The organism is Sphaerisporangium sp. NPDC051011 (assembly GCF_040653595.1).
Lineage (GTDB): Bacteria > Actinomycetota > Actinomycetes > Streptosporangiales > Streptosporangiaceae > Sphaerisporangium.
On sequence record NZ_JBFAGG010000013.1, the window covers coordinates 65418 to 83406 of the forward strand.

Genomic DNA, 17989 nt, shown 5'->3' on the forward strand with positions numbered 1-17989 from the left:
CGGCGCTGCCCACGCCCCCGCCTCCCTCCCCTAACCCCTCCAAATAGGGGACGAAGGCGCCGGCGTCATCCGTCTCGCTGGGACGACCACGTACAACCGCGACCGCGCCGCGAAAACCCGGAGCCGGCGGCCGATCGGCGGGGGATCCACCTCCCGCTCGACCGATCGGCCGCCTCGGGGTTTCCGCCTCACCCCGGTCCGTAGACGTCCCAGAGCTGTCCGACGAAGAACCTCCCGAATCTGGCCAGCGCGGTCAGACCGTGCGGGCCCTCGGTCGAGAAGCTCTTCAGCGTCGCGGCGAGGTCCATGGGCTGGATGCGCAGCGTCCCCGCGCCGGCCACCACGGCCCCGTCGTCCTCGCCCTCCGGGACGTGACCCTCCAGCAAGCACGTGTAGAGGGTCGAGGTGTCGAGCCACAGCCGCGTGGCGGGCCCGTGATGAACGTCCTTCCACCCGGCGAGCGTGCGGGGCCGCCCCTCGCCGTCGGTGAACCACAGCCGGTAGCGCATCTCACGCCGGTCCGGCGTCGCGCCCGGCGCGAACAGGTTGAACCAGCCGTGCTCCACCGTACGGCGGCCACCGCAGAACTCCGCCTCGATCCAGCCCCAGGCCCGCGCCAGGTGGGCGGGCCGGGCCAGGAAGCCGTCGACGTCGTCGATCTCGATGGTGAGCTGGAACGAGAAGCGGTCCCCGTGCGACCTGCCGTTCACGTGACGGGCCCGCGGGTCCTCCACCCCGAGCGAGACGAACCCCGTCATCTCCTCGGTGAACGACAGGGACGTGGGCACGGCGGGCTCGCCCGCCGTGAGCAGGACGCCCTCCTCGGGCGACCCGCCGACGGCCATTTCGGTCTCCACGGCCATACGCGGCCGACCTCCGTTCACGCTTTTCCCGCCCGCGGGCGGCCGGCCCTCCAGCATGCGGGTGCACATGCGGTCGGCCAGCGCCGCGATGGTGAGCGACGGGTTGGCCCCCACCGGACCCGGCAGGGCCGCCCCGTCGGCGACGTACAACCCGGGATGGCCGAACATCTCGCCGTAGGCGTCACAGGCGCCCTCTCCGGCGTGACGTCCCATCGGCACGCCGCCGAGCGGGTGGACGGTGATGATCCGCTTGCCCAGCCAGGCCGGCATGTCGGAGTGCTCGGCCCCGAGCACGTCGGACACGCGGCGCATGGTGGCGCGGATCCTCTCGAAGTGCTCCTCGTTGCCCTGCGAGTGCCACTGCACGTCCAGCCTGCCGTCGCGCAGCCGAAGCCGCCCGTCCGGGACGTCCCTGCCCATGCCGAGCAGGGGAAGGGAGCTGCCCGACAGCTCGCCGTCGCCGATCAGGCCCGCGATCTCTGCCGACATGTTGGTGTCGCGGGTGAGCAACGCGCGCAGCCGGTCGGCCAGGAAGCGGGCGGCGCGCCGGAACTCGCTGCGCACGTCGGCGCCCTCGACCAGCCAGTCGATGAAGGCCGGATACCCGCCGTCCTGGATGTAGGCGCCGCGCCCGGTGTCGCGGGTGCCGTCCATCTCGTCGGCCAGGCGGATCGCGCTGGTGATCACCGGCCCCCGGCTGGAGTTGATCGTGCGGGTGCGGCTGCGGTCCTTGGCCCGCAGCAGGAACGTCAGCAGGTCGCCGTTGCCGGAGAACCGGGTGCCCAGCGTGTCGCTCAGCCCGGGAAGGCTCCCGCGGCTGCGCAGCAGGAGCAGCGTCGTGCCGTACGTGCCGGCCGCGAGCACCAGGCGGTCGCACCGGATCGTCCGCCGCCCCGACTCCGGGTGGTGGCGGACGTAGTCGACCTCGTAGCCGCCGTCCGGGTGCGGCCGGATCGCCCGCGCCTCGCGCAGCGTGCGCAGATCGGCGCCGTGGTGGCGCGCCGCGGACAGATAGGTGTGGTCCAGGCTGTTCTTGGCGCCGTCGTTGCAGCCGAAGTCGCACTCGCCGCAGAGCCGGCACGTGCGGCGCGTCACGCCGTGCAGGTTGCCGTACTCGGGGTCCGGGATCGGCAGGCCGATCCCCGGCTCGGCGCCGCGGAACGGCGCGAAGTTGATCGCCAGCGGCGGCAGGCGCCAGTCGAGCCCGAGCTCGGCGGCCGCGTCCTGCATGGCCCTGGTCTTCGGCGTGTCGGAGTAGACCGGGTGGTCGAGGGGGTACGGCGTGACGCCGATCATCTTCTCGACCGCGTCGTAGTGCGGGTCCAGCTCGGCGCGCGTCACCGGCCACGACTCGTACCCGCCGGAGGGCAGCGGCTCCTCGTGCACGAACCAGCGTTCGTCCTTGCGGAGCATGACGTTGGCGTAGATCAGCGAGCCGCCCCCGAGCCCGCTGCTCACCACCGAGTCGCAGCCGCTGAAGCTCCACACGTCGAACATGCCGTAGTGGCCCGCGGCCGGGTCCCAGAACGCCTTGCTCATCTCGGCGGGGCTGCGCGGGAACATGCCAGGTGCGTAGGCACGGCCCCGCTCCAGCACCACCACCGACAGCCCCGCCGATGCCAACCGGTACGCCGCGACCGAGCCCCCGAAACCGGACCCGACGACGACGGCGTCCACATGCTCTGTGTTCATTGGTCTCACTGTGTTCAGCCGGCGTGCCGCTTGAGGAAGTCGAGGATGCGCGGGAACACGTCGACGTGGGCGTTCTTGCCGATCAGCGGGTCGATGTGCCCGTAGCCGGGAATCACCTGGAGCTCGTGCCGGCCGGGCGCCCGCTTCGACAGGATCTTGTGGCAGACGATGTTGGAATCGGTGAACACGTCGTTGTGGTCACCGGTCATGAACAGGACCGGCGTCGGGACCTGCCCGGCCTCGGCCAGGTAGTCGTCGGGCAGGCGGTCGTGGAGCGGGTTGCCGGGCTCGCACTTCACGGCGCGCCCGGCCCGCACCATCTTGCCGATGTGGCGGTAGTAGTTGACGTCCGCCGCGCCGTTCAGGTCGGCGAGCCGCTCGTGGACGTGCGTCCGCGGCGTCAGGTTCCCGTGCCGGTACATCGCCGGCCTGCCGCTGCCCCACATGAAGCTCTGCATGTGACAGGCCGGCTCCCGGCACTCGGGATGGAAGGACGAGACCAGCCACGAGAGCAGCCGCCGCCGCGTTAACGGCGGGGCCTCACTGAACCTCGGGTCCAGGTAGGAGAGACCGAGGCCGTACTCCAGCAGCGCCGGCCCGAGCGTGAGCTTGACCCGCGCCCAGGCGGGCACCCGCGGGGTCAGGCCCACGCTGTTGGCCACCATGCTGGTGACGCCGTCCAGAGCGCCGCCGAACAGGCTCATCTGGAACGACACCGACCCCAGGCAGTGCGCGATGACGTGGATCCGCCGTGCCCCAACGTGACGGCGGAGCTCGGCCATCGCGGCCGGGTGGTCGAACGCGGCGATGTCGTCCAGGGACTGGCGCCGGGTCTCCAGGTTGTACGGGTAGCGGTTGCTCATCCGGAAGTCGAGCGTCCAGACGTCGCCGAACCCGCTGTCCAGCAGGAAGCTCACCAGGTTGTGGTGCTCGGGCATGATGAACATGTCGCTGGACGAGGTGAGGCCGTGGACGAGGAGCACGACGTCGTCGCAGTCGTCCCCGTGGAACCGCGTCAACGACAGCCCGAGCTCGTCATCGGTGGAGAAGGGGTGGACCGAAATCTCGGCTCCCCGCACGCCTTCCAGCGTGTACCGCGGTATGCGGTGCTCCATCTGACCGTCCTCCTGTGGTGACCCGCTCCAACAATGCCAACCGGCCGACCCCGGCGGCATCGTGGAAACCCCGTACATCCGCCACGGAACCCCGTACACCGGGTAGGGGTCCCCGTAGGTGAGACAGTGGATCAGGGGTTTCGGTTCACTTTCGGTTGAGTTTGGTGGCCACGCCGACGCGGGAGGTGACGCCGAGCTTGGCGAAGACCCGGGTGAGGTGAGTCTCGACGGTGCGCGCGCTGAGGAAGAGTTGCTCGGCGATCTGCTGGTTGGTCAGGCCCTCGGCGACCAGCCCGGCGATCTCCAGCTCGCGCGGTGAGAGCCCGTGCGCGCCGCCGCCCTGCCCGGCCGCGGCCGTGGAGGAGACGCGCACGCCGAGCCGGCGCTGCTCGCGCAGGGCCTGGGCCGCGAGGGCGCGCGCGCCCGCGGTCTGGAAGATCTCGGCGGCGTCGCGCAGGCACTCGATGGCCACCGGCCGCCGTCCCGCGTCGCCGTACGCCTGCCCGGCGGCGAGCAGGGCGCGCCCGGCGTCGATGCGGCGCTCGCCGGCGGTCAGCAGCCTGGCCGCCTCCTGGGCCAGCGCCGCCGCCTGGGCGGGGTCGGACGCGCGCAGGGCGTGGGCGCGGGCCAGCGGGATGAACCCGGAGAACACCGGCAGCGCGGGGTCGGTGATGCCGGCGGCGACCTCCGCCCACCGCGCCGCCTCGGAGGCGCGGCCGTGTGAGGCCTCGGCCAGGGCCAGCAGTTCGCAGCTCGCCACCAGCGTGCCGCGGTCCAGGCGGGGGTCGTCGAACCGGCCGCACGCGTCCAGGATCGCCTCGATGCCCTCGCCCATGCGCCCGGCCATCACCAGCGCGACGCCCCGGGCGTGCCGCGCCATGTCGCTCCAGACCTCGCCGCCTCCCACGCCCGCCCGGATGGCCTCCTCGACGGCCCGCAACGCGGCTTCGTGCTCGCCGGTCAGGGCCGAGGAGACGCAGAACTGGGTGAGCGCGAAGACGAGCTGCTGGCCGGACTCCAGCAGCCGGGCGCCCTCGACGGACTCCTCGACGGTGGCGAGCGCCTCGGGGAGCCTGCCGAGCACGGTGAGCGTCCTGGCCTTGCCCGCGAGCAGGTTGGTCAGGATGTAGGTCTGCCCGGTGGAGCGGGCGACGGCGACGGCGCGCTCGAAGTGGCGCAGCGCCACCGAGTAGCGGCCGAGGTTGGTCTCGGCCCAGCACAGCCAGGCCACGGCGTCCAGCCACTCGGCGAGGTGGTCGTCCAGGGCGGTGCTGACGAGCCGGTCGGCGGCGTCGGCCGCGCGCAGCGCCTCGACCATGCGCCCGGCGGCGTAGGCGGGCATCGGGCGCAGGGCCGCCACCGCCATGGCCAGGTCGGGCTCCCAGTCGTCGCCGGAGTCGGGCATGAGGTCCAGCACGGCCTGGGCGGCGCGGAAGTCGACGCGCATCATGCTCTCGGCGACCAGCCGCATGCGCAGCGGGATCGCGGCGGCGGCCCGGGGGTCGGGCATGCGGCGCAGCTCGTCCAGCAGCAGGGCCCGCGCCTCGGCGGGACGGTCGAGCTGGCGTTCCATCAGGGCGCAGATGCGCGCGGCGCGGGCGCGGCGGGCGTGGTCGTCGACGGGCAGCAGGCGCAGCAGCTCGCGGGCGGTGTCGCGGCCCTCGGCCAGGCGCCCGCTGACCCCCTGGGTGCGGCTGAGCTCCATCAGCAGTTCCAGGCGGTCCTCCAGCGTGGCGGGCTCCTCGGGGGTCAGGTCGAGGGCCTTGCGCAGCCAGTGGGCGGCGGTGACGGGGGCGTGGGTGGCCACCGTGCGGGCGGCCTCGACCAGGGTGGCGACGGCGCGCTGGTCGCCGAAGGATCCCGACCGCTCCACGTGGTGGGCCTGGACGGTGGCCGGCGCGCCCAGCTCGGCCAGGTGGGCGGCCAGGCGGGCGTGCGCGGCGAGCTGCCAGCCGGCCGCGGCCGATTCGTAGGCGGTGCGGCGGACCAGCGGGTGGCGGAAGCGGAACCGCCCGGCGGCGGCGGGGCGGACGATGTCGCGGGCGACCAGCTCGTTGAGCCCCTCCAGGGCGGTCGCCTCGGGCACCTGCGCGGTGACGGCGGCCAGGGCGGGGACGAACTCGTCGGCGGTCACGGCGGCCGCCTGGGCGATCAGCAGCGAGCCGGGGGACAGGTCGCCCAGCTCCACGCGCAGCGCGGCCCGGACGGTCGGGGGCAGGTCGCCGACCTCGCGCTGGCTCATGCGCGCCAGCGCCTCCAGGTAGAACGGGTTGCCGCCGCTGGCCTCGTACAGGGCGCGGCTGCGGGTGCGGTTGACGCGCGGGCCGAGGAACTCCTCGACCTCGGCCTGGTCGAGCGGGCCCACCGTGACCTGCCGGCCGCGCGCGCCCGCGCTCAGCGCCAGGGCGGCCAGGCGCGGGGTGACCTGGGCGGGCCGGTAGGCGATGGCGACCAGCACCTTGCCGCGCGGGGGATGGCGTACCAGGTGGTCCAGGAACTCGGCCGAGCTGTCGTCGGCCCAGTGCAGGTCGTCCAGGATGAGCGCCAGCCCGCTGGGCGCGGCCAGCTCGTCGACGAGCTGGCGCAGCGCGCGGTAGAGCCGGTAGCGGACCATTCCGCTCTGGTCGTCGCTCTCGGGGGCCTCGGCCTCCGGCGGCATCTTGGCGGCCAGCGCGGGGAAGACGCTGGCGAGCCCGCGGGCCTGACCGGGGGCGAGCCGTCCCGACAGCTCGTCGCGGCGGGCCTCCAGGTGGTCGTCCAGGGCGTCGACCAGCGCGCTGAACGGCATTATCTGTTCGAACTCGGCCGCCCTGCCCCACAGTGTGGTCAGGCCGCGGCCGGTGGTGAGGTGGGCGAGCTCGGCCAGCAGCCGGGTCTTGCCGGCGCCGGGCTCGCCGACCACGGCCAGGAACCGGAACCCGCTGGACCCGGTGCGCGGGGGGTATCCGGAGGAGGAGCCGGGGTGGCCGGGAGACAGGGCGTCGACCGTCTGGGTGAATTCGCGCAGAGCGTCGTGTCGGCCGACGAGGGGGGTCCCGCCGGGGCGGGCCGTCTGGGTGCCCTCGCCGAATGGCAGCGTCTCAGGACCGTTCATATCTGTACCCCACAGCGCGACGGAACACCACGAACAGCCGCGCCGCAATGCAATTCCGTGATGGACTTGACGCGGGACTCCGGCGGAGCCGGGTGTTCACGGTCGAGGGCTCACCATGCGCACGCCCTCGGGGCATGATTTTGTCGTAAAACAGGCTGGTGGCGGGCCGATCAGCCCAATAAGACCTTTTGTGACCAAATCGTGCGCCCTGTACCGCGGTCGGTTAGGCTTTTGTGGCGGTTTCGTGTAGTCGTGCGCGGCGTATCATCGCGAGCCGCCGCCCCGGCCGTCCAGATGTGGACGCCCGCCCGCGCGGAGCCTCAGCCGCGCCGGCCCGGATCGTCCAGCGAGCCCAGCCCGCGGACGGCGATCTGGACGCCCCGGCGCGCCGCCGCCCATATCATCTCCGGGGACTCGCCGCGGTCCCGGCTGGCCATCGCCGCCATCTTCGCCCCGCCGACGAAGACGCCCACGACCGCCGCGGCCTCGATGGGGTCGAGCTCGCCCTTGTACGCCCGGCACAGGGCCTCCGACAGCTCGCGCTGGACGTCGAACAGCAGGTGCAGCGCCCGCGCCTGGAGCGCCGGGACCGACGTGATCAGATCGTAGCGCGCCGGGGCCAGCCTCAGGGCGAGCCGCGCGTCCTCCGCGAGCTCGGCCGAGTCGGCGTCCTCGGCGTCATCCGTGCCGTCCCCCCCGCCGGCGTCGCGCTCATCCTGGCGGAGCGTGCCGTCCAGGTGGACGAGCACCGCGTCGCCCACGCGCACCAGCAGGTCCACCAGGGGCTCGCCCGGCCGGCGGCCGGCGATGATCGCCAGCGCGCGCTCGAACCGCGACCGGGTGTCGAAGAACAGCACGTCCTCCTTGCTCGGGAAGTAGCTGAAGAACGTGCGGGGCGCGACCTCCACGGCGGCGGCGATCTCGGCGACGGTCGTCTCGTCGAAGCCCTTCTCCTCGAAGAGGCGCACGGCGGCCTCGACCAGCGCACGGCGCGTGCGCTGCTTCTTGCGTTCCCTCAGCCCGATGCCGCCCATGACGGAATTTTACTGCATCTGATGCTTTTTTTCAGCCGTTGCAACTTCGGAGGAGGTACTGTTTTCTTGGGAGAGCAAATCTGGTCAAGTTCCGTAAGAGCGTCCAGTCAAGGAGCGTCTCATGACCAACGCCATGCCCGAGCCCGTCACCCTTCCCCTGTCCCGGGAGGAACCGTTCGATCCTCCCGGGGACCTGGGGCGATGGCGCGAGGAGGGCCCGATCCGGCCGATGCTGTACGCCGACGACCACGTCGGCTGGCTCGCCACCGGATACTCCGCGGTGCGCGCGGTGCTCGCCGACCCCCGCTTCAGCGCCGAGACCCCGCGCCTGCACCCGCCGATCAGCCAGCGCGCGCGGGTGCAGACCCTGGCCAAGCTGCCCGGGTTCTTCATCCGCGAGGACCCGCCCGAGCACACGCGCTTCCGCCGCCTGCTCACCGGCCAGTTCACCGTCCGCCGCATGCGGCAGCTCGAACCGCGGATCGAGAAGATCACCGCCGACCGGCTCGACGCCATGGAACAGGTGGGGGCGCCCGCCGACCTCGTGCGGGAGTTCGCGCTGCCGATCCCGTCCCTGGTCATCTGCGAACTGCTCGGCGTCCCGTACGACGACCACGACCGCTTCCAGCGCGACTCGACCACCCTGCTGAGCCTGGAGTCGTCCATCGAGCAGGCGAAGGGGGCGATGGACAACCTGGTGGACTACATCCGCGGCCTGGTCACCCTCAAGCGCGCCGAGCCGGGCGACGACCTGATCGGCGGTCTGATCGCGACCGGGGAGCTCACCGACATCGAGATCGCCGGAGCCTCGGTGCTCATGCTCATCGCCGGCCACGAGACCACCGCGAACATGCTCGCGCTCGGCACCTACACCCTGCTGAAGAACCCCGCCCAGCTCGCCGCGCTGCGCGACGACCCCTCACTGGCCGACTCCGCCGTCGAGGAGCTGCTGAGGTACCTCACGATCGTCCACATCGGCCCGATCAGGACCGCGCTGGAGGACGCCGAGATCGAGGGGTACACCATCAAGGCCGGCGAGTCCGTGACGCTCTCGCTCGGCGCCGCGAACCGTGATCCCGGGCGGTTCGAATCCCCCGATACGCTGGACATCACGCGGCAGGCCACCGGGCACCTCTCGTTCGGCCACGGCGTCCACCAGTGTCTCGGGCAGCAACTCGCCCGCATCGAGATGCGCATCGGATACCCGGCGCTGCTGCGTCGCTTCCCGGGGCTCCGCCTCGCGACGCCGGAGGAGGAGGTCGCGATGCGGTCCAACATGGCCATCTACGGCGTTCACCGATTGCCGGTCGCCTGGTAGGAGGTTTGATCATGCGGATCAAAGCGGACACCGACGTCTGCATCGGCGCGGGCATGTGCGTGCTCACCGCCGCCGACGTGTTCGACCAGAGCGAGGAGGACGGCACGGTCGTGGTGCTGCTTCCCGAGCCCCCCGCCGACAAGGAGGGGGCGGTCCGGCGCGCCGTGCAGGTCTGCCCATCCGGCGCGCTGTCCATCTCGTGAGCCCGGCGAGGTCGGCGAGGCCGGTCGGCTCGCCGGGGTCCGCGGCGGCCGCGCGCGCGTGAGCGCCCGGACGGGCGTCGCCCCGCGACGACCTCTCGCGGGGCGGCGCCGTGCCGGGGCGCGGGACGCGCGGCCGTCCTCAGGCGGTCACGCGGGGCGCCGCGCCGGTGACACCGGCCGGCTCGTTAGTCCCAGTCGTCGTCCTCGTCGTCCCAGTCGTCGTCATCATCGTCCCCGCCGCGCTCGTGGACGGCGGAGGCGGGCGCCGTCATCGCGAGAACGGCGACGGTGAGCAGGATGCCGGTGGCGATGAGTCGTCTGAACATGAGAATCAACTCCGTAACCAGACTCGTCTGTGGCCCTGGAGCTCGCCTCTGGGCCGACGGAACGTCGCTATGGCTTCCCGGGATACGCCAAGACGGCGCGGTACAGCACTCACCCTAACCACGCCGTCGCGGCATGGTCACCCGGCTGCGGGCAAACCACCGGCATGGGTTCCGGCAACCGCCGACGCGCCGCCGCCGGAAGCCTCGTCGCGGGCGCGCCTACCCCTTAACCTGCAGAAACACGCGTGCCGACCACTGGCGCGCCACGCGGGTGCGGCGCGGGGGAGGCGTGGATGGGGACGTGGCAGCCGGCCGTGGGCCTGCTCGCCGAAACGGCGCGCATGGCGGCGACGGCCGGTGCGGGGGTCCTGGAGGTCCTCCGGAACGCGGCCGGCCCGGCGAGCCCGCAGGACCTCCTCGCGGCGCGCACGCAGATGGCGCTGTCGCTCGGCTGGCACATCGTGCTCGCCTGCCTGGGCGTCGGCATGCCCGCGCTGATCCTGCTGGCCGAATGGCGGGCGATCCGCACGGGCGACGACGCGTACATGCGGCTGGCCCACCAGTGGGCCACGGCGGTCGGTGTGCTGTTCGCGGCGGGCGCGGTGTCGGGGACGATCCTCAGCTTCGAGCTGGGCCTGCTGTGGCCCGCCATGATGGGCGTCTACGGCCAGGTGATCGGCCTGCCGTTCGCCGCCGAGGGCGTCGCCTTCTTCGTGGAGGCCATCTTCCTCGGCATCTACCTCTACTCCTGGAACCACCTCACGCCGAGGGCCCACCTGCTCGCCGGGCTGCCCGTCCTGCTCGCCGGGACGGCGTCGGCCTTCCTCGTCGTCTGCGCCAACGCGTGGATGAACGCGCCGGTGGGCTTCACGCCCGCGGGCGCCGTGGTGCGGAACGTGAACCCGTGGCGGGCGATGTTCAACCCGGCCGTGCCGCACGAGACCCTGCACATGATCGTGGCGGCGTTCATGGTCTCCGGCTTCCTCGTCGCGGGCGTGTACGCGGCCGGCATGCTCCGGGGACGTACGGACCGCTACCACAGGCTGGGCTTCCTGGTCCCCTTCACGCTCGCGGCCGCGCTCACGCCCGTCCAGGTCGTGGTCGGCGACTGGGCGGGGAGGGAGGTCGCCCGGCTCCAGCCGGCCAAGTTCGCCGCCGCCGAGGCGCTCTTCCAGACGCGGGCGGGCGCGCCGCTGAGCATCGGCGGCATCGTCTCCGGCGACCGGCTGCACTACTCCATCGAGGTGCCGAAGATGCTGTCCTTCCTGGCGAAGGGCAGTTTCGACGCCGTCGTCCAGGGCCTCGACCGCGTCCCCAGGCCGGACCGCGCGCCGGTCGGCATCGTCCACCTGGCCTTCGACCTGATGGTCGCGATGGGCTTCGCGCTGCTCGCGCTGTCGGCCTGGCTCGCCTGGAGCTGGTGGCGGCGGCGCGGGACGCCGCGCTCGCCGTGGTTCCTGCGGCTGGCAGCCCTGTCCGGGGTGGCGGCGGTGATCGCCGTCGAGGCCGGATGGACGGTCACCGAGGTCGGCAGGCAGCCGTGGACGGTGTACGGTCACATGCGCACATTCGACGCGGTGAACCCCGCTCCGGGGCTGTGGAACGGGTTCGTCGTCGTGACGCTCGTCTACCTCGTGCTCACCGTCGTCACCCTGTACGTCCTGCGGCTGCTGCGCCGGGGCGGCCAGGTGATCGCGCCGCAGGAGCCGGAGCCCGCGCCGGGGCCGCGCTGATGGACGTCGCGCGCGTCGTGCTCGTGGTGATGTGGGTGGGGCTGACCTTGTACGCCCTGCTGGCCGGGGCGGACTTCGGCGCCGGGGCCTGGGACCTGATGGCCGGGCGCAGCCGTCCCGGCATGCCGCGGCGCAAGCTCATCGAGCGGGCGATCGGGCCGGTCTGGGAGGCCAACCACGTGTGGCTGATCTTCGTCCTGGTGGTGCTGTGGACGGCCTTCCCCGGGGTGTTCGCCTCGGTGATGTCCACCCTCTACATCCCGCTGACCGTCGCCGCGCTCGGGATCATCGCCCGGGGCACGGCGTTCGCGTTCCGCAAGGCCGCACGGGAGCTGTGGCAGCGGCGGCTGTTCGGCGGGGCCTTCGCGATCTCCTCGGTCCTCACCCCCTTCTTCTTCGGCACGGTCGCGGGCGGCATCGCCTCCGGCCGGGTGCCGCCCGGCCTGGCCAGGGGGAACATCGTCACGAGCTGGCTCAACCCGACCTCGATCCTCGGCGGTGTGCTCGCCGTCCTGGTCTGCGTGTACCTGGCCGGGGCCTATCTGAGCGACGACGCGGTCGAGGGCGGGAAGCCGGAGGTGGCCGAGTGGTTCCGCGCCCGCGCGCTGGTCGCGGCGGTCGTCATCGGCGCCGTCGCCCTCGGCGGCATCGCCGTCCTGCGCTGGGACGCCCGGCCGCTGTACGACGGGCTCACCGGGCGCGCCCTGCCCGTGGTGGTGGCGAGCGCGGTGTTCGGCGTGGCGTCGCTCGTGCTGCTGTGGTGGCGGGTCTACTCGCTGGTGCGCGCCGCGGCGATGCTGGGCGTGATCGCGATCCTGTGGGGGTGGCCGCTGGCGCAGTACCCCGTCATGCTGCCACCGAACCTCACCTACCTTCAGGCGGCCGCGGAAATGTCGGTGCTGGTCGCCACAATGGTCGTGATCGCGGTGGGTGTGCTCCTGATCGCGCCGTCCATGGCGTGGCTGATCGACCTTCAGCGGCGCGGGCTGCGCGAGGGCGAATCGCCGGAGTGACGGCCCTGCCGCGGCCGCGGCGCCCCGAGGAGGCTCCTTGACCTCAACATTTGTTGAGGTTCTAGGGTTTTCTGTGGGCTCGCCGCACCGGCCGCGGAGCGCACCCTGTGATCACGGCCGCCGCGAGGGCCGGTGGACGACCGAGAGGTCCGGCGAAGCGCCGGGCCCGCCTGAACACGGGGTGTTGTGACGATGGACATGGAAGTGACCGCGTGGCATTCGCTGTACAACGCGATGCACGCGAGCGACGACCGGCGGCCGTTCTCGAAGGCCACGTTGCGGCGCATCGGCGCGTTCGCGCGGCCGCACCGCCGCATGCTGGCCTGGTTCCTGCTGCTGAGCGTGGTGGGGGCGGTGCTCGCGGTCGCCTCGCCCGTGCTCGCCGGCCGCGTCGTGGACGCGATCGTGCGCGGCGAGGCGCTCGGCACGGTGGTGACGCTGGCGGTGCTGATCGCCGTCATCGCGCTGCTCGACGCCGGGCTCGGGCTGCTGACACGCTGGTTGTCGGCCGGCGTCGGCGAGGGGCTGATCCTCGACCTGCGCAGAGCCGTGTTCGACCACGTCCAGCGCATGCCGGTCGCGTTCTTCACCCGCACCAGGACGGGCGCGCTGGTCAGCCGCCTCAACAACGACGTCATCGGCGCCCAGCGCGCCTTCAGCGACACCCTGTCGGGCGTGGTCGGCAACGTCGTGACGCTCGTGCTCACGCTCGTCGTCATGATCGGCCTGTCCTGGCAGGTCACGCTGCTCGCGCTGGTGCTGCTGCCGGTGTTCGTCCTGCCCGCGCGGCGCATGGGCACGCGCCTGGCCCGCCTGGAGCGCGAGGCGGCCGACCACAACGCGCAGATGAGCACCCAGATGACCGAGCGGTTCTCCGCGCCCGGCGCGACGCTGATCAAGCTGTTCGGCAGGCCCGCGAGCGAGTCGGCCGAGTTCGCGGCCCGGGCGCGGCGCGTCCGCGACATCGGCGTGCGCACGGCGATGGTCCAGTCGGTGTTCGTCACCGCCCTGACGCTGGTCTCCGCGCTGGCCCTCGCCATCGTGTACGGCCTGGGCGGCTTCTACTCCCTGAGCGGCCAGCTCGAACCGGGCAACGTCGTCGCCCTCGCGCTGCTGCTCACCCGCCTGTACGCGCCGCTCACCGCCCTGGCCAGCGCGCGCGTCGAGGTCATGAGCGCGCTGGTGAGCTTCGAGCGGGTCTTCGAGGTGCTCGACCTCAAGCCGCTCATCGCCGACAGGCCCGGCGCCCGCGCCGTCCCCGAGGGGCCGGTCTCCGTCGAGTTCGACGATGTGCGGTTCTCCTACCCCTCGGCCGACAAGGTGTCGCTCGCCTCGCTCGAAGAGGTCGCCACCCTCGACACCCGCGGCGGCGCCGAGGTACTGCACGGCGTGTCGTTCGCCGTCGAGCCGGGGCGCATGGTCGCGCTGGTCGGGTCATCGGGCGCGGGCAAGTCCACGATCGCCCAGCTCCTGGCCCGCCTGTACGACGTCGACTCGGGCGCCGTGCGGCTCGGGGGCGTCGACCTGCGCGATCTGTCCGCCGAGTCGATCCGCGCGACGCTCGGCATGGTCACCCAGGACGGGCACCTGTTCCACGAGTCCGTCCGCGCCAACCTGCTGCTGGCCCGGCCGGAGGCGGGGGAGGACGAGCTGTGGGAGGTCCTGCGCCGCGCCCGGCTCGACGGCCTGGTGCGCTCCCTGCCCGACGGGCTGGACACGATCGTCGGTGAGCGGGGGTACCGGCTGTCCGGCGGCGAGCGCCAGCGGCTGACGATCGCCCGGCTGCTGCTCGCCCGCCCGCGCGTCGTGATCCTCGACGAGGCCACCGCCCACCTGGACTCGACCTCGGAGGCCGCGGTGCAGGAGGCGCTGGGCGAGGCCCTCGCCGGGCGGACGGCCGTGGTGATCGCCCACCGGCTGTCCACGATCCGCGCGGCCGACCTCATCCTGGTGATCGAGGACGGGCGGGTGGCCGAGCGCGGCACCCACCTGGACCTGCTCGCCGCGGGCGGTCGCTACGAGGAGTTGTACCGCACTCAGTTCGACGAGCGCGACGCCGCCGAGGCCGTCGCCTGACCCAAGGGCCGGCGGGAAACCGGTGAGGAGAACGGGCCGGTCCGGAGCCCGGTCAGGAGAGGCTGAGGGATGCCCGGCTCTCCATGGGGCCGCCCGCCATCGCGGCGTCCACCGAGGGGTAGATGTCGAAGGCGGCGTCGATGCCGGTGAGGTTCAGGATGCGTCTCGGGGTGGGGCACAGGCAGCAGAGCGCGCAGGTGCCGCCGCATTCGGCGGCCTTGGCGCCGGCCCGGACCAGGACGCGCAGGCCGGAGGAGTCGATGAAGTTCATGCGTGACAGGTCGAAGATCAGTTGAGGGGCCTTGCGGTGGAACGCCTCCTCGATGTTCTCGCCCAGCCGGGGCACACCGTTGAGGTCCACCTCGCCGATGATGGCGATAACGGTGAACTCGCGCCGGTTCTCCCGACTTACCGTCAACGGCATGTCGTGACCTCCACGGCTGGGGACCTGCCCCCTCAGTCTGTTCCTGGTCGACACGCGATTACAAGGATGTGGGACCGGCAAACCTCCGGGAGTCAAGTATTCATCCCCGGTCGCCGGGGAGGACCGCCCGGCGGGGACGCGCCGGGCGCGGTGGGCGGGCCCCCGGTGAGCGCCCGCCGATGACGTCCGTCACCTCGTCCGCCCTGGTCCGGGGCCGGTGGCCGTTTTTGGGCGGGGCCTGGGGCGGGCTTTGCCCGGCGAGGACGAGGCTGGTGTGGGGAGGTAGGTGTGCGGGTCATCGGCGCGGCATTCGGGCGTACGGGAAGGCTGTCCCTGAAGGCCGCCCTGGAACGGCTGGGCTTCGCCGAGCCGTTCCCGAGGCGGGGCGGTCGCGAGGACTTCGGCCGTCACACCTGCCGGTACCTGCTGCGCGCCGCGCTGCGCCTGTCGCCCGCGCGCGGGCGCCGCCCTCCGGTCCTGCCGGTGATTCCGGGAGGCCGCCGGCGCCGTTGAGCCGCGGGACCCCTACCAGCCCGCCGCCGTCCCCCTCGTCGCCCTCGAAGAAGTCGCCGATCTCGTCGACGACCTCCGCCGCGACGATGCCCCCGATGATGCGGTGGTGACCATGTTCTGCAAGCGGATGGCCGCAGCCCGGGGCGCCGTGCCGGGCCCGCCTGCGGCTTCGCGCGGGTGGACGCTGCAGGCCGGCGCGACCGTTCTCGGGATCGGCCCGGCGCTCGACGAGGTTCAATCACGGGCGCGAACGTGGCGGTCGCGTCCAGCACCGTAACCGGCAGCGGCCATGACCAGGCTCAATGCGATGAGGAGGATGAGAGCACCAGTCCAGCTGTCGGTGGTGTCGTGCAGGATGCCCAGAAGAAGGGGCCCCGCCGCGGCGACGAGATAGCCGATGGACTGAGCCATCCCGGCCAGGGCTGTGGTCTCGCTGGGGCCAGTGGCGCGTTGGCTTTGAAAGCTCAGGGCGAGCACGAGGCAAACACCGGAGCCTAGCCCGAGAAGAGTACACGCCACGGCTGCAAGGGTCGGAAGGAGGAGCAGAATCGCGAAGCCGGCGGCGACGATCGCTGAGGCCGCGGCAGCAGCGAAGCGCTGGTCGTGGCGGCCCCGGGTGATCAAAGGCAGCAACATGCTCGTGACCAGTGCGACGAGTTGGTAGTAGAACAGCATCCAGCCGGCAGCTGCGGTGCCCATGCCCTGCTTACTGAGGATGCTGGGCAGCCAGGCGATGGCGGTGTAGAAGGCAAGGGATTGCAGGCCCATGAAGAAGGACACCTGCCACGCCAGCCAGGATCTCCATGGGGTCCGAGCGTGGGTCCCACGAGACCGCACGCCGCCGTCTGGTCGGGCCCCGCGTAGCCGGGGCAGCCAACCGGCGAGAGCAGCGAGGGCGACGACCACTCCCCAGGCCAGGGCGGAATGCCAGGTTCCGGGTAGGACCTTGGCAAGCGGGACGGAGATGCCGGACGACAGAGCAGCGACCAATCCCATAGCGGTGACGTAGAGGGCGCTAACGGTATGAACCTGCGGGCCGGGCACGTGGGTGCGAATCACCGTAGGCAGCAGAACGTTGCCGACTGCGATCGCCACCGAGAGGATCACAGTTCCGACGAACAAACAGGCGATCGAAGGAAGGGACCGGATCACGGTGCCCGCTGCCAGAACTGCGAGGGCAGCCACGAGGAGACGGGTGGTGCCGACCCGGTGTGAGGCACGCCCGACAAATGGCGAAGTCACAGCGAACATGAGCAGCGGCATGGTGCTCAGTACGCCACCCGCCGACGCGGTCAACCCGGTGTCGTGCTCGATGGCCGGCAGCAGTGTGCCCACACCCGTCAAGGTCGCGCGCAGGTTGGCCGCCACCAAGAGAATCGCGATCACGAGGCCGGCCGAAAGGGCAGGCGTGGTAACCGGCCTCATAGTGGTTGCGGCCAGGTCAGCCTCTGTAGCCACGGCGAGGTCGACGTGGGAGGTCCTTGAGTTGGTCACTTCTGTCGTTCCGTCGCGGTCTCGGTGAGCTTCACGATCTCGGCGGCGCAGTAGCGTGCACCGACCTCGTCTTGGGCGGCGATCGCCTCAACAAGACGCCTATGCAGAAGGGTGTGCTCTGTGGCCGTCGCGCTTGGCCAGAGCGTGCCGCAGATCTGCTCGGTGACCGCGATGCTGAGGACGTCGTACATCTCGGTGAGCAGGGTGTTCCCGCCGGCACTCACCACGGCCTGGTGGAAGCGGGTGTCGACCTCCGCCATGGCGGCCATCTCCTGGGAATCCGCGGTCGCCTCGGCCTCGTCGAGGAGGTGCCGAAGGCGAATCAGGTCATCGTCGGTACGCCGCAACGCGGCGAGGCCCGAGGCGTACTCCTCCAGCACCGCGCGCAGTTCCAGCACGTCTCTTCCCCTCGAGGTTTCGGCACGTCTCATCAGTACCGACTGCATTTCGCTCGATGCCCGGACGTACGTCCCGTCACCTTTCCGAGCCTCCAACAGGCCCAGATGCACCAGCGCGCCTAGCGCCTCGCGCACCGTCGTGCGCCCGACACCGAGTTGCTTGACCAGATCATGTTCGGGCGGAATCCGCATCCCTACAGGCCATGCGCCGGATGCGATCTGCTCACGGAGAGTGTCCACCAGTTGCGCAGACAAGCTCGCGACGCGGCGCGGCGCCGGAAGATTCTTCATAAGGTGACCCTAACACCGAATGTCTGACATTTGTATGTGACGTAGATCGCTATGCGCCTATGTCCTCCTGTCGTGCAGGTGTCCTCGGCGCAGCGGATTTGCGTGATGGACACAGGCGCAACTGTGCAGGCGTCGTGGTCGGATCGGCCAGTGCCCGACAGGTCTGTGCCCGCGCCGTCGCCGAGACCCCCGGTTCCGGTGTCTGCAAGATCAACGGTCACGGTGAACGCAGTCGGCTTGTGGTCGGAATCGACGCCACTCCGCCGGAGCTACCCGAGGCGATCAAAGGACAACGTGGGAAGCTCGTTCGCGACACTGATCGACGAAATGTACGGCGCGGACGACGACGCGGCGATCGCGAACCACGTGCGCCCGAGGCCGAACTAAGGAGGAACGGCCGGC

14 protein-coding genes are annotated in these 17989 nt (G+C 71.7%); 6 read left to right on the forward strand and 8 right to left on the reverse strand.

The features are described from left to right. Positions 1 to 188: 188 nt before the first annotated feature. The 4 genes from AB0H21_RS28020 to AB0H21_RS28035 all read right to left on the reverse strand — a co-directional run bounded on the left by AB0H21_RS28020 (position 189) and on the right by AB0H21_RS28035 (position 7798). On the reverse strand, positions 189 to 2555 hold the full coding sequence (locus AB0H21_RS28020; RefSeq protein WP_358522208.1) for a GMC family oxidoreductase: 2367 nt from the start codon (positions 2553 to 2555) through the stop codon (positions 189 to 191). A gap of 14 nt (positions 2556 to 2569) precedes the next feature. After that, complete coding sequence (locus AB0H21_RS28025; RefSeq protein ID WP_358522210.1) at positions 2570 to 3670, reverse strand: alpha/beta fold hydrolase; 1101 nt, start codon at positions 3668 to 3670, stop codon at positions 2570 to 2572. 145 nt (positions 3671 to 3815) lie between these two features. Further along, a complete protein-coding gene (locus tag AB0H21_RS28030) occupies positions 3816 to 6764 on the reverse strand; it encodes an AAA family ATPase (RefSeq protein WP_358522212.1) in 2949 nt (982 codons plus the stop codon). A gap of 320 nt (positions 6765 to 7084) precedes the next feature. Beyond that, complete coding sequence (locus AB0H21_RS28035) at positions 7085 to 7798, reverse strand: TetR family transcriptional regulator (RefSeq protein ID WP_358522215.1); 714 nt, start codon at positions 7796 to 7798, stop codon at positions 7085 to 7087. Between the two features lie 121 nt (positions 7799 to 7919). Between AB0H21_RS28035 and AB0H21_RS28040 the strand changes: the two genes are divergently transcribed. Beyond that, complete coding sequence (locus tag AB0H21_RS28040; RefSeq protein WP_358522217.1) at positions 7920 to 9116, forward strand: cytochrome P450; 1197 nt, start codon at positions 7920 to 7922, stop codon at positions 9114 to 9116. An 11-nt stretch (positions 9117 to 9127) separates the two neighbouring features. Continuing rightward, positions 9128 to 9319 (forward strand): (4Fe-4S)-binding protein, encoded by a 192-nt coding sequence (locus tag AB0H21_RS28045; protein ID WP_114032898.1) that lies wholly within the window; start codon positions 9128 to 9130, stop codon positions 9317 to 9319. Between the two features lie 185 nt (positions 9320 to 9504). Here the strand turns inward: AB0H21_RS28045 and AB0H21_RS28050 are convergent, their stop codons facing one another. Continuing rightward, the gene (locus AB0H21_RS28050) at positions 9505 to 9645 is read right to left on the reverse strand and encodes a hypothetical protein (protein WP_358522220.1); all 141 of its coding nucleotides are present in this window, start codon (positions 9643 to 9645) and stop codon (positions 9505 to 9507) included. Between the two features lie 293 nt (positions 9646 to 9938). On the opposite strand from AB0H21_RS28050, the gene AB0H21_RS28055 reads away from it, so the two are divergent. From AB0H21_RS28055 to AB0H21_RS28065, 3 genes are all read left to right on the forward strand, one after another. Beyond that, positions 9939 to 11378: a cytochrome ubiquinol oxidase subunit I gene (locus AB0H21_RS28055; protein ID WP_358522223.1), complete on the forward strand. Its 1440-nt coding sequence runs from the start codon at positions 9939 to 9941 to the stop codon at positions 11376 to 11378. Next, the gene (locus tag AB0H21_RS28060) at positions 11378 to 12391 is read left to right on the forward strand and encodes a cytochrome d ubiquinol oxidase subunit II (RefSeq protein WP_358522226.1); all 1014 of its coding nucleotides are present in this window, start codon (positions 11378 to 11380) and stop codon (positions 12389 to 12391) included. The genes AB0H21_RS28055 and AB0H21_RS28060 overlap by 1 nt, the downstream gene beginning before the upstream one ends. A gap of 192 nt (positions 12392 to 12583) precedes the next feature. Continuing rightward, a complete protein-coding gene (locus tag AB0H21_RS28065; protein WP_358522228.1) occupies positions 12584 to 14467 on the forward strand; it encodes an ABC transporter ATP-binding protein in 1884 nt (627 codons plus the stop codon). A 52-nt stretch (positions 14468 to 14519) separates the two neighbouring features. Here the strand turns inward: AB0H21_RS28065 and AB0H21_RS28070 are convergent, their stop codons facing one another. Then, on the reverse strand, positions 14520 to 14891 hold the full coding sequence (locus AB0H21_RS28070; RefSeq protein ID WP_358522231.1) for an STAS domain-containing protein: 372 nt from the start codon (positions 14889 to 14891) through the stop codon (positions 14520 to 14522). Positions 14892 to 15179: 288 nt separating this feature from the next. Between AB0H21_RS28070 and AB0H21_RS28075 the strand changes: the two genes are divergently transcribed. Further along, positions 15180 to 15404, forward strand: a complete 225-nt coding sequence (locus tag AB0H21_RS28075) for a hypothetical protein (protein ID WP_358522234.1) — start codon at positions 15180 to 15182, stop codon at positions 15402 to 15404. A gap of 234 nt (positions 15405 to 15638) precedes the next feature. Here AB0H21_RS28075 and AB0H21_RS28080 read toward each other — a convergent pair whose 3' ends face one another. Both AB0H21_RS28080 and AB0H21_RS28085 read right to left on the reverse strand, forming a co-directional pair. Beyond that, positions 15639 to 16790 (reverse strand): MFS transporter, encoded by a 1152-nt coding sequence (locus tag AB0H21_RS28080; RefSeq protein WP_358522237.1) that lies wholly within the window; start codon positions 16788 to 16790, stop codon positions 15639 to 15641. 104 nt (positions 16791 to 16894) lie between these two features. Then, the gene (locus tag AB0H21_RS28085) at positions 16895 to 17587 is read right to left on the reverse strand and encodes a FadR/GntR family transcriptional regulator (protein WP_358522240.1); all 693 of its coding nucleotides are present in this window, start codon (positions 17585 to 17587) and stop codon (positions 16895 to 16897) included. Positions 17588 to 17989 lie beyond the last annotated feature (402 nt).